This is a genomic window from Streptomyces sp. NPDC111656, assembly GCF_055656965.1.
The window spans coordinates 101,107-113,344 of the sequence record NZ_JBVKCA010000011.1 but is presented as its reverse complement, the minus strand read 5'-3'; the positions used below and the strand labels follow the sequence as shown (position 1 = coordinate 113,344).

Genomic DNA, 12,238 nt, shown 5'->3' with positions numbered 1-12,238 from the left:
CCGGCGGCTGAGCGGTGGCGGTGGTCCGGCCGGGCCGCCCGGGCGGTTGCCCGGGGCCCGAGGAGACCTGCGCCGGCTCCGCCGCGCGGCCCCGACCGGCGCAGCGACCGCAGTCCGCCCCGGACACCCCTACGACCCCGACATCCAGGGACCACACCATGACGACAGACAACGGCGGCGACGTCCGCCTCTCCGGGATCAGCAAGACGTACGGCTCCTTCACGGCCGTCCACCCGCTCGACCTGACCGTCCCCGAAGGCTCCTTCTTCGCCCTTCTCGGGGCGTCGGGCTGCGGCAAGACCACCACCCTGCGGATGATCGCGGGACTGGAGGAACCTTCCTCCGGCACCGTCTTCCTCGGCGACCAGGAAGTGACCCACCTGCCCCCGTACAAGCGGCCGGTGAACACCGTCTTCCAGTCCTACGCCCTCTTCCCGCACCTCGACATCTTCGAGAACGTCGCCTTCGGTCTGCGCCGGCGCGGCATCAAGTCGGTGAAGAAGCAGGTCGAGGACATGCTGGAGCTCGTCCAGCTCGGCGAGCAGGCCCGCAAGAAGCCGCACCAGCTCTCGGGTGGTCAGCAGCAGCGCGTCGCCGTGGCCCGCGCCCTGATCAACCACCCCAAGGTGCTGCTCCTCGACGAGCCGCTCGGCGCCCTCGACCTCAAGCTGCGCCGTCAGATGCAGTTGGAGCTCAAGCGCATCCAGACCGAGGTCGGCATCACCTTCGTGCACGTCACGCACGACCAGGAGGAGGCCATGACGATGGCCGACACGGTCGCCGTGATGAACGCGGGCCGCGTCGAGCAACTCGGCGCCCCCGCCGACCTCTACGAGAACCCGCAGACCACGTTCGTCGCCAACTTCCTCGGCACCTCGAACCTCATCGAGGCCGCCGTCGACGGCAAGGACGGCGACGACATCGTCCTGGCGGCGGGCGGCGGCAGGCTGGTGCTGCCGCAGGCGCGATGTTCGGCGCCCACGACGACCGGCGGCAAGGTCCTGGTCGGTGTCCGTCCCGAGAAGATATCGCTCACGCACGTCGACGACGCGGGCGAGATACCGGACGGGCGCAACCGGATCACCGGCAGGATCGCCGACTCCAGCTTCATCGGCGTCTCCACGCAGTACGTCATCGACAGCGCCGTCTGCCCCGAGTTCGAGGTCTACTCCCAGAACATCGACCGCGACGCCCGGCTCACCCCCGGCGCCGAAGTGGTCCTGCACTGGAGCCCGGCGCACACCTTCGGCCTCGACGCGGCGCAGGACATCGACGCCGGCGTGGAAACGGTCGAGGAGGAAGCCGCCTGATGGCCAGCGTCACCGAGGCGCCACTCCTCGCGCCGCAGCCCGACAAGAAGCCGCCCAAGAAGCGCGGCCGCCTCGTCCCGTACTGGCTGCTCCTGCCCGGCATCCTCTGGCTGCTGATCTTCTTCGCGCTGCCGATGGTCTACCAGGCCTCCACGTCCGTGCAGACGGGCTCCCTGGAGGAGGGCTTCAAGGTCACCTGGCACTTCCAGACGTACTGGAACGCGCTGGCCGACTACTGGCCCCAGTTCCTGCGCTCGGTGCTGTACGCGGGCGCCGCGACGATCCTGTGCCTGGTGCTCGGTTACCCGCTGGCGTATCTGATCGCCTTCCGCGCGGGCCGCTGGCGCAATGTCGTGCTGATCCTGGTCATCGCGCCGTTCTTCACGAGCTTCCTGATCCGCACGCTCGCCTGGAAGACGATCCTCGCGGACGGCGGTCCGGTCGTCGGCGCCCTCAACACCCTGCACGTCCTGGACGTCACCAACTGGCTCGGCTTCACCTCCGGCGACCGCGTCCTGGCCACACCACTGGCGGTGGTCTGCGGCCTCACGTACAACTTCCTGCCCTTCATGATCCTGCCGCTCTACACCTCGCTGGAGCGCATCGACGGACGTCTCCACGAGGCGGCGGGCGACCTGTACGCGAAGCCGTTCACGACCTTCCGCAAGGTCACCTTCCCGCTGTCGATGCCCGGCGTGGTCTCCGGCACGCTGCTGACCTTCATCCCGGCCAGCGGTGACTACGTGAACGCCGACCTGCTCGGCTCCACCGACACCCGGATGGTCGGCAACGTCATCCAGACACAGTTCCTGCGGATCCTCGACTATCCGACGGCCGCCGCGCTCTCGTTCATCCTCATGGCCGCGATCCTCATCATGGTCACCCTCTACATCCGCAAGTCCGGGACGGAGGATCTGGTCTAAATGGCCTTCGTACGCTGGTTCAAGCGGAATCTCGTCGTCATCGGGGGACTGCTGACGCTGGGATATCTGCTGCTGCCCAATGTCGTCGTCACGGTGTTCTCCTTCAACAAACCGAAGGGGCGCTTCAACTACGAGTGGCAGCAGTTCTCCCTCGACGCCTGGCGCGATCCGTGCGGGGTCGCCGACATGTGCGGCTCACTCTCGATCAGCCTCCAGATCGCCGTCTGGGCGACGATCGGTGCCACGATTCTCGGCACGATGATCGCCTTCGCCCTCGTCCGCTACCGCTTCCGGGCGCGCGGCGCGGTGAACTCGCTGATCTTCCTGCCGATGGCGATGCCCGAGGTCGTCATGGCCGCCTCGCTGCTCACCCTGTTCCTCAACCTGGGTGCTCAGTTGGGTTTCTGGACGATCCTGATCGCCCACATCATGTTCTGCCTCAGCTTCGTCGTGACGGCCGTCAAGGCGCGGGTGATGTCGATGGACCCGCGTCTGGAGCAGGCGGCTCAGGACCTCTACGCCGGTCCGGTGCAGACGTTCCTGCGCGTCACCCTGCCCATCGCGGCCCCCGGCATCGCGGCGGGCGCGCTGCTCGCCTTCGCGCTCTCCTTCGACGACTTCATCATCACCAATTTCAACGCGGGTTCGACCGTCACCTTCCCCATGTTCGTGTGGGGTTCGGCGCAGCGCGGAACACCCGTTCAGATCAATGTCATGGGTACGGCCATGTTCATCGTCGCCGTACTGTTCGTCCTGGCCGGAATGGTCATCAGCAATCGCCGCAACAAGCAAAAGGCGTAGTAAAAGGCATCGCGGAAGGCATATCCCACAGAGAAATTTCGGTGGGTGATTCAGCTGTAGGGAGTTGAAATCATGGCCCCAAGCGCCATGACCCGTTGGACCACGTCTCTTTCCGAAGCCCAGCCGGTTCCGTACTGGCTGGACGACCCCGGCAAGCCCCACCCCGAGCCCGCCCTCACCGGCGCCGAGACCTGCGATCTGCTCGTCGTCGGCGGTGGCTACAGCGGACTGTGGACCGCGCTGATCGCCAAGGAGCGCGACCCGCAGCGTGAGGTGGTGCTCCTGGAGGGCCGCGAGGTGGGCTGGGCCGCCTCGGGCCGCAACGGCGGCTTCTGCGCCGCGTCCCTGACCCACGGCCTGGCCAACGGACTCACCCGCTGGCCGGACGAGATCGGGAAGCTGGAGGAGCTGGGCGCCCGCAACCTCGACGAGATCGAGGCGGCCGTCGCCCGCTACTCCCTCGACTGCGACTTCGAGCGCTCCGGCGAGATCGACGTCGCCACCGAGCCGCACCAGGCGGCCGAACTCCGCGAGTGGCACGAGGAACTGCGGGAGCGGGGCCTGGCGGACGGCATCGAGTTCCTGGACGCCGACGCGGTCCGCGAACAGGTCGACTCGCCGACCTTCCTCGCGGGCCTGCACGACCGCCGCGGCGTCGCCATGCTCCATCCCGCCAAACTCGCCTGGGGACTCAAGCGGGCCTGCCTGCGGCTCGGGGTGCGGGTGTACGAACACACGCCCGCGCTCGCCCTGAAGGCGTACGGCGCCGGCATGGCCGTACGCACCCCGTACGGTTCCGTCCGTGCCCGCAAGGTGGCGCTTGCCACCAACATCTTCCCGAACCTGGTCAAGCGGGTGCGCGCGTACACCGTCCCGGTCTACGACTACGCGCTGATGACCGAACCCCTGACCGCCGATCAGCTGGCCTCCGTCGGCTGGAAGAACCGGCAGGGCCTCGGGGACTCGGCGAACCAGTTCCACTACTTCCGGCTCTCCGCCGACAACCGCGTCCTGTGGGGCGGTTACGACGCGATCTACCCGTACGGCGGCCGGGTGCGCGCCGAGTACGACGACCGCCCGGAGACGTACGCGAAGCTCGCCGGGCACTTCTTCACCTGCTTCCCGCAGCTGGAGGGCGTCCGCTTCACCCACGCCTGGGGCGGCGCGATCGACACCTGCTCGCGCTTCTCGGCCTTCTTCGGCACGGCGCACCACGGAAAGGTCGCGTACGCGGCCGGGTACACGGGCCTGGGTGTGGGCGCGACCCGGTTCGGCGCGGACGTGATGCTCGACCTGCTGGCGGGGGAGCGCACCGAGCGCACGGAGCTGGAGATGGTCCGCAAGAAGCCCCTGCCGTTCCCGCCCGAGCCCTTCGCCTGGACCGGCATCGCGCTCACCAAGTGGTCGCTGGCGCGGGCGGACGCGCGCGGCGGGCGGCGCAATCTCTGGTTGAAGACGATGGACAAGCTGGGGCTGGGCTTCGACAGCTGAGCCGCGCCGGCGGGGCGTGCGCCGCCGTGGCTGATCCACAGGCGTACGCCCCGCTCATCCACTGTGATCCGGCTCACCACCAACAAGTGGCGGATCCCGCGTAATGCCCGGCCCGAACCCCCCTCCCCTCTGTGACGCGACCAGCGTCGACACGAGGCGAAGAGGGGGGTTCCGCCATGACGGGGGACAAGACGGCGGTCGAGTGGCTGGCATCCGTGGCGCCGGATCCCGAGGCCTGCCGCGGGGAATGGGAGCGCAATCCGCTGGGGGTCGCGCTGCTGCCGGCCGGCAGGCTCTGGGACGTACTGATCCTGCCGGGTGAGCTCGGCTATCCCACGCTCGACGTGCTGACCCGCGTGATCGACCGACTCGGCCCGGTGCTCGTCGACTTCGGCGACGCCCGGATGGGCTTCTTCGTGCCGCCCGGCACCGCGGCGCGCTGGCTCGGCACGGGGGTGCGCACGGCGGGGCGCGGTACGTGGATCGTGGTGCCGTACCCGAGACGAAACGCCGGCGGGGTCCGCTGGCTGATCCCGCCGGACGGCACCGGCACGCTCACCGATCCGGCGCTGCTGGAACTGGCCATGCACGAGGCGGTGGCGGGCAGGGCCGGATACGAGGGTCGATAGCCGCCACGGGGACGGACCGCGGTATCGGACCCCGGTCACGGCCAAAGGTCTTGACAACAAGATTGGTCTGGACCAAGTTGGGCGCGCTCCACCCTCCTGAATCCCCCCATGCCCGGAGGCAGTTGTGGATCGCACCGAACGCACCAGACCGTCCACGCGTCGAAGGCTGCTCGCCGTGTGCACGGCCACCGTTCTGGCCGTACCCGGCCTCGCCGCACTCTCGTCGGCCGCCCGCGCGGCCGACGCGGACCTGGTCAGGAACGGCGGATTCGAGGCGGGCCTCGACGCCTGGACCTGTACGGCCGGCGCCGTCGTCAACTCACCGGTACGCAGTGGCAGTTCGGCGTTGCGGGCGACCCCGGCCGGCAGCGACTACGCGCAGTGCTCCCAGACGGTGACCGTCAAGCCCGACTCCCAGTACACCCTCGCCGGATACGTCCGGGGCAGCTATGTCTACCTCGGCGCGAGCGGCACCGGCACCACCGACGTCTCCACCTGGACCCAGTCCGCACCCGACTGGCAGCAGCTCACCACCGCTTTCCGCACCGGCCCGTCCACCACCAAGGTCACCCTCTACACCCACGGCTGGTACGGCACCGGCGCGTACTACGCCGACGACGTCTCCCTCGTCGGTCCGGGCGCCGACCCGGGACAGCCCCCGGCCGTGCCCACCGGCCTGGCCGCCGGCACGGTCACGTCCTCGACCGTCGCCCTGTCCTGGTCACCGGTCACCGGCGCGACGGGCTACGCCGTCTACCGCGACGGGGTGAAGGTCCAGACGGCCACCGGCACCTCGACCACCGTGAGCGGCCTCGCGCCCTCGACGGCGTACGCCTTCCAGGTCGCGGCGGTGAACGACGCGGGGGAGTCGGCGAAGTCGGCGACGGTCACGGCGACGACGTCCACGGGCTCGGGAGGCTCCACCGGGCACGCCCTCGTCGGATACCTCCACGCGAGCTTCGCCAACGGCTCCGGCTACACCCGCATGTCCGACGTCCCCGACAGCTGGGACATCATCGACCTGGCCTTCGGTGAACCGACCGCCACCACCTCCGGCGACATCCGTTTCACCCGCTGCCCCGTCACCGAGTGCCCGACGGTCGAGAGCGACGCCGACTTCAAGGCCGCGATCAAGGCCAAGCAGGCCGCGGGCAAGAAGGTGCTGATCTCGATCGGCGGCCAGAACGGCCAGGTTCAGCTGACGACGACGGCCGCCCGCGACACCTTCGTCTCCTCCGTCTCGAAGATCATCGACACCTACGGCCTGGACGGCCTGGACATCGACTTCGAGGGCCACTCGCTCTCGCTCGACGCCGCCGACACGAACTTCAAGAGCCCGACCACGCCGGTGATCGTGAACCTGATCTCGGCCCTGAAGACCCTGAAGGCCAAGTACGGCTCCACGTTCGTCCTGACGATGGCCCCGGAGACCTTCTTCGTCCAACTCGGCTACCAGTACTACGGCATGGGCAAGTGGGGCGGCCAGGACCCGCGGGCCGGCTCCTATCTCCCCGTCATCTACGCCCTGCGCGACGACCTGACCCTGCTGCACGTCCAGGACTACAACTCCGGCTCGATCATGGGCCTCGACAACCAGTACCACTCCATGGGCGGCGCGGACTTCCACATCGCGATGACGGACATGCTGCTGACCGGCTTCCCGGTCGCGGGCGATGCGAACAACGTCTTCCCGCCGCTGCGCCCCGACCAGGTGGCGATCGGCATGCCGGCGTCGACGAACGCGGGCAACGGTTACGTGGCGCCGTCCGAGGTCACCAAGACCCTGGACTGCCTGACCAGGAAGACCAACTGCGGCTCGTACACGACCCACGGCACCTGGCCGGGGCTGCGCGGCCTGATGACGTGGTCGATCAACTGGGACCGCTACGGGAGCTGGGAGTTCCAGCGGACCTTCGACGGCTATTTCGGCTGACGGCTGCTGCGGCCGAGAAGGAGCCGGAGCGAGAGCAACAGCACCGCGCAGAGGCACCAACTGGCCGCCACGTCCAGCGGCCAGTGGTAGCCCCGCCGGATCAGGCCGAAGGCGACACCCAGGTTGAGGGCGAGACAGCCGACGAGCAGGGCGCGGCGGGCCCCGGTGGCCCGCAGCCACGGAATCAGCACCAGGGCCGCACCGCCGTACGCGATGACGGCGGTGGCGGTGTGGCCCGAGGGATAGAAACCCGTGCCCGGGCCCATCACCGGTGGGGCCGGTCGGGCGACCAGTTCTTTCAAAGGCACGATCAATGCCGGTACGACCGCCATCAAGGCCGCCGTCGCGAGGGACGGCAGCCACCAGCGCGCCCGCCCGGCCTCGCGGGCCCGCCACGCCACGTACCCGAGCACGACGGCCAGGACCGGCACCGCGACGGAGACATTGCCCAGGTCGGCCAGCAGTTCGGAGACGCGGTCGGGGTGGACGAGACGGGCACTGAGGCGTTCGTCCGCGCGGGCGAGGGGGCCGTGGGCCGCGACCTGCCAGGTGATCAGCGCGAGGAGGAGGGCCGGAAGCCCGAGGAAGCCGAGAGGTCCGAAGAGGCCGCGACGTCCGAGGAGGAAGGTCGGCCGCCCCGGAACAGGGGGGGTAGTTCCGAGGCGGCCGTCCAGATCGGGTCGTCGCGCGCCCCGGGGGGTTTGGGGCGAGCGACTGTCCGATCGGTGAGGAGATCCGGAGCCGGAAGCTCCGGGTGTGTGCGCGAGGGCACGACCAGGGCGAAGCTGGGGAGGCCTCGACCCGGTGTCACCCACAGTCCCCTGTGGGCGGGGTGTATCTCTCATCTGGGTAGAACCTACGGCAGGGGATCCGGCTCCGACAGACGGAATCGCGTCCCGTCATGCACCTCGCACACGTTCTTCACACGCTCCGACCCCGGTCACCGCAGCCCCGGAACCAAGCGGAATCCGCTCGGGGCGGCCGTCCTGGGTCCGGGGCTGGGGCGGGTGGGGCGTCAGATACGGGCGAAGGCCTGCTCGATGATGTCGAGGCCCTCGGTCAGCAGGTCCTCGCCGATGACCAGCGGCGGCAGGAAGCGGAGGACGTTGCCGTAAGTGCCACAGGTCAGGACCAGCAGGCCCTCCTGGTGGCAGGCCTTGGCCAGCGCGGCGGTCGCCTCGGGGTTCGGCTCCTTGGTGGCGCGGTCCTTGACCAGCTCGATGGCGATCATGCCGCCACGGCCACGGACGTCGCCGATGACGTCGAACTTCTCGGCCATCGCGCCGAGGCGCGTCTTCATGATCGCCTCGATGTTCTTGGCCTTGGCGTTGAGGTCGAGCTCCTTCATCGTCTCGATCGCGCCGAGCGCGCCCGCGCAGGCCACCGGGTTGCCGCCGTAGGTGCCGCCCAGGCCGCCCGCGTGCGCGGCGTCCATGATCTCGGCGCGGCCGGTCACGGCGGCGAGCGGCAGACCGCCCGCGATGCCCTTGGCGGTGGTGATCAGGTCCGGGACGATGCCCTCGTCCTCGCACGCGAACCACTGGCCGGTGCGGCAGAAGCCCGACTGGATCTCGTCCGCGACGAAGACGATGCCGTTGTCCTTGGCGAACTTGCTGATGGCGGGCAGGAAGCCCTTCGCGGGCTCGATGAAGCCGCCCTCGCCGAGCACCGGCTCGATGATGATCGCGGCGACGTTGTCGGCGCCGATCTGCTTGTTGATCATGTCGATCGCCTGGGCGGAGGCCTCGACGCCGGCGTTCTCCGGGCCGGTCAGCCAGCGGTAGCCGTACGCCACCGGCACCCGGTAGACCTCGGGCGCGAACGGGCCGAAGCCGTGCTTGTACGGCATGTTCTTGGCGGTCAGCGCCATCGTGAGGTTCGTACGGCCGTGGTAGCCGTGGTCGAAGACGACGACGGCCTGGCGCTTGGTGTACGCGCGGGCGATCTTGACGGCGTTCTCGACGGCCTCGGCGCCCGAGTTGAACAGGGCCGACTTCTTGGCGTGGTCACCCGGGGTCAGCTCGGCCAGCGCCTCGGCGACGGCGACGTAGCCCTCGTACGGCGTGACCATGAAACAGGTGTGGGTGAAGTCCTGGAGCTGCGCGGAGGCGCGGCGTACGACGGCCTCGGCGCTCGCGCCGACGGAGGTCACGGCGATGCCGGAGCCGAAGTCGATCAGACGGTTGCCGTCGACGTCCTCGATGATGCCGCCGCCGGCGCGCGTGGTGAAGATCGGGAGCACCGAGCCCACGCCGGCCGCGACCGCGGCGGTACGGCGGGCCTGCAGCTCCTGCGACTTCGGGCCGGGGATGGCGGTGACGACGCGGCGCTCCTGCGGAAGTGCGGTCATGAGGGGCTCCCTGATGATCTTGCGAACCGGACGGTCCCCGCGGCGGACGGGGTGTGCCGGGCGGGGTGTTTTCGGACTCTTGACTTCTTTCTTCGCAGGCTAGGGCCGGGAACGGAGGGTCGGCATGCTCCATGTGGGCGTTGTCGGAGGAATCCGTTGTCCGCGGTGGACATAGAGGGGCCAGGGACCGATGGTCCCGGTTCCGCTCCGGTTCGTCGCCGGTCCGCCGCCGCTCCGCCCGGGCAAGGCACGGACCCGGCCGCGTAAACGGTGAACTCCCCTCGCAGGGGCACTAGATTGATTCGCGGACGAAGCACGGAGCGGCTGGTCAGGGGGCAGGGCGATGGACAGCGACGGGACGCAGGACGCGCGGGGTGGGCATACCGGTGCCGTGCCGGGACCCGCCGTGCCGCCGCCACCCGGTAGGGCACCCGCGTCTCCGCCACCCGGAGTACCCCCGGTGCCGAGGGGGACACCACCACGACCCGCGGGTCTGCCGTCCGTGCCGGAGCAGTCCCCGGCCCCCCGGCCCACCGTCGCCGACTGGCTCGACAAGCCGCGACCCGCCGCCGGACCCGGGATCTGGCGGTACGGATACCGGGTCCGGCGCCCGTCGAAGGGGCGGGAGCGACTCTCGCCGGTCACGATCGTCGGGCTCGCCGTCCCGCTCGTGGTGGCACTCGTCGTCTGGTCGCTGTGGCGCCACGGCAGCGTCCCCTACATGTGGGTCGTGCTGAAGGTGTTCACACCGGACGCCTGGTGGTGGAGCGGCACCACCTCGCCCAAGGCGTGGCAGGGGGTGGAGGCCATCGAGGTCTACAACGGGGTCTTCTTCGGCGTGCTGGTGTACACCATGGGCCGGCTGGGGAGCTGGCCCGAGGTCGTCCGCCACTACGTCACCGCCCGGCCCCAGCCCCTGCGCGCCGCCCTCGCCGCGCTCGGCGCACTGATCGCCCTGACGTTCGTCTTCCCGAACGCCTTCCCCGGGGTCGGCTGGGACGCCCTGCCGGTCGTCGCCCCGCTGTTCTCCCTCGTCGCCCTGGTCTCCGGCGGCTACGACCTGTTCCAGTCGCAGCTGATCACCGACGGGCTCTACACGCTGATCACCCTGCTCGTCCTGTGGCCGTTCGCCCGGATCGGCGCCTGGCGCCGATACGCCAGGGAGTGGCTCGCCGCCCGAGCCGCGCGCAACGAGGCACAGGAGGCCGGCACCGCCAAGTTCGCGCCGGACCTGCCCGCCGCCCAGTGGCCCGAACTCCGTGACGCCGGACAGCACGAGGCGGCGGACCTGCTCACCGCCGAAGTGCTCGGCGGCCGGATGAACGACGTGGACTGCGCCCGGGTGCGGCGCGCGTGGACCACGGCGAAGTGGGACGCCACGCGCCTGGCCGCCTTCGTCGACACCGTGCTGCGAAGGGGCGGGGCGGCTTGGACGCACCCCTCCGGGGCCCGGGACCTGCCCGCGCGCACCGCGGCGCACGACGTGCTCGTGGGACAGGTGCGCATCGGACGGTGGACGACCGGGGACCGTACCCCGGAGGCCTACGACGGCGGAGGCGCGGCCCTCGACCCGGAGGCCCTGGGCACCTCCCTGCTCGCCGTCGGGCCCTCCGGATCCGGGAAGACCCGGCACCTGGTCGCACCCGTCGTCGAGTCGCTCGCCCTGCAGGCGCTCACCGGGCGGTGCGCCGTCGTCGCGGTCGCCGCCGCCGGGACGCCGCTCGGCCCGGACTCGGCCTTCGACGTCGTGGTGAGGATCGGCGACCCCGCCTCCGTCCACGACCTCGATCTGTACGCGGACTCCGACGATGCCGACGAAGCGGCCTCCTTCCTCGCCGAAGGGCTGGCCGGGGACCTCGACGCGGTGGCCGGCCAGCGGGCCACCACCGCGCTCGCCCAACTCCTCGGCCCCTACCGGGCGGTGCACGGCACGTTCCCGCCCATGCCCGTCCTGCGGGAACTCCTGGAAGGCGTACCGGAGGCCCTGACCGCCCTGCACGAAGCCCTCTTCGGGCCGCAGCACGCGGGGATGCGCCGCGAACTGGAAGCCCGTATGCGGCAGGTCGGCAGCCCGGGCGACGCGGGCCCGGCGCTCGCCGACCGGCTGGCGCTCCTGGACCGGCCGGCCTTCGCCGACTTCTTCGGCGCGGGCGGCACCACCCGCGCCTTCTCGCTGCGCGCCGTGGCCCACCACCCGCTGCGGGTGCGGATCGACCTGCCCGAGCACGGACACGAGGAGGCCGCCCGGCTGCTCGCCCGCCTCGTACTGGCCCAGTTCACCGCCGTCGTGCGCGGCGGCGAGCGGCCGCACTTCGTCTGCCTGGTCCTCGACGACGCCACCGGAACGCTGACCCCCGACTCCGTACGCCGCATCCAGCGCCTGCGCTCCCAGAACGCGGGGGTGGTGCTCGCCCTGCGCACGATCGGCGACATCCCCGAGGCGCTGCACGGGCCGCTGTACGGGGCCGTGGGCTGCCGCATGGCGTTCTCCGGCGTCACGACCTGGGACGGCAGCCGCTTCGCCCACGCCTGGGGCACGGAGTGGGTCGAGACCCGTGACGTGGCCAAGCACACCGTCTTCGCGGACCAGCCGATGACCCGGGCCATCCACGCCCTGCGCAAGCTGGTCACCGGAAAGGCCGTCACCACGGACGCGGTGACCATAAGGAAGGTCGAGCGGGAGCGGTGGTCGGCGTCCGAGCTGGCGCACGAGGTGCCGCCCGGGCACGCGGTGCTGTCGCTCACCACGGTGGGGGGAGAGCACGCGCCGCCGTTGCTGGTGGATCTACGGAGCTAGGAGG

General features: G+C 70.4%; 9 protein-coding genes. 7 read left to right on the top strand and 2 right to left on the bottom strand.

The features are described 5' to 3' along the window. Positions 1-158: 158 nt before the first annotated feature. The 6 genes from ACZ7M3_RS29670 to ACZ7M3_RS29645 all read left to right on the top strand — a co-directional run bounded on the left by ACZ7M3_RS29670 (position 159) and on the right by ACZ7M3_RS29645 (position 7,087). Positions 159-1,310, top strand: coding sequence for an ABC transporter ATP-binding protein (locus tag ACZ7M3_RS29670; protein WP_351304471.1), 1,152 nt, complete (start codon positions 159-161; stop codon positions 1,308-1,310). Further along, positions 1,310-2,233 (top strand): ABC transporter permease, encoded by a 924-nt coding sequence (locus ACZ7M3_RS29665; RefSeq protein ID WP_472067036.1) that lies wholly within the window; start codon positions 1,310-1,312, stop codon positions 2,231-2,233. Before ACZ7M3_RS29670 ends, ACZ7M3_RS29665 begins: the two co-directional genes overlap by 1 nt. Next, positions 2,234-3,034 (top strand): ABC transporter permease, encoded by an 801-nt coding sequence (locus ACZ7M3_RS29660; RefSeq protein WP_472067034.1) that lies wholly within the window; start codon positions 2,234-2,236, stop codon positions 3,032-3,034. 72 nt (positions 3,035-3,106) lie between these two features. After that, on the top strand, positions 3,107-4,525 hold the full coding sequence (locus tag ACZ7M3_RS29655; protein WP_472067032.1) for an NAD(P)/FAD-dependent oxidoreductase: 1,419 nt from the start codon (positions 3,107-3,109) through the stop codon (positions 4,523-4,525). Between the two features lie 176 nt (positions 4,526-4,701). Further along, positions 4,702-5,154, top strand: coding sequence for a bifunctional DNA primase/polymerase (locus ACZ7M3_RS29650; protein WP_472067030.1), 453 nt, complete (start codon positions 4,702-4,704; stop codon positions 5,152-5,154). 124 nt (positions 5,155-5,278) lie between these two features. After that, positions 5,279-7,087, top strand: a complete 1,809-nt coding sequence (locus ACZ7M3_RS29645) for a chitinase (protein ID WP_472067028.1) — start codon at positions 5,279-5,281, stop codon at positions 7,085-7,087. On the opposite strand, the gene ACZ7M3_RS29640 is transcribed toward ACZ7M3_RS29645, so the two are convergent. Together ACZ7M3_RS29640 and gabT are read right to left on the bottom strand one after the other, a co-directional pair. Next, positions 7,075-7,902: a phosphatase PAP2 family protein gene (locus tag ACZ7M3_RS29640; protein ID WP_472067026.1), complete on the bottom strand. Its 828-nt coding sequence runs from the start codon at positions 7,900-7,902 to the stop codon at positions 7,075-7,077. The genes ACZ7M3_RS29645 and ACZ7M3_RS29640 overlap by 13 nt on opposite strands. A gap of 200 nt (positions 7,903-8,102) precedes the next feature. Next, complete coding sequence (gabT, locus tag ACZ7M3_RS29635; RefSeq protein ID WP_355302619.1) at positions 8,103-9,437, bottom strand: 4-aminobutyrate--2-oxoglutarate transaminase; 1,335 nt, start codon at positions 9,435-9,437, stop codon at positions 8,103-8,105. Positions 9,438-9,780: 343 nt separating this feature from the next. Here gabT and ACZ7M3_RS29630 point away from each other — a divergent pair, with 343 nt between their 5' ends. Further along, on the top strand, positions 9,781-12,234 hold the full coding sequence (locus ACZ7M3_RS29630; RefSeq protein ID WP_472067024.1) for an ATP/GTP-binding protein: 2,454 nt from the start codon (positions 9,781-9,783) through the stop codon (positions 12,232-12,234). Positions 12,235-12,238: the final 4 nt, after the last annotated feature.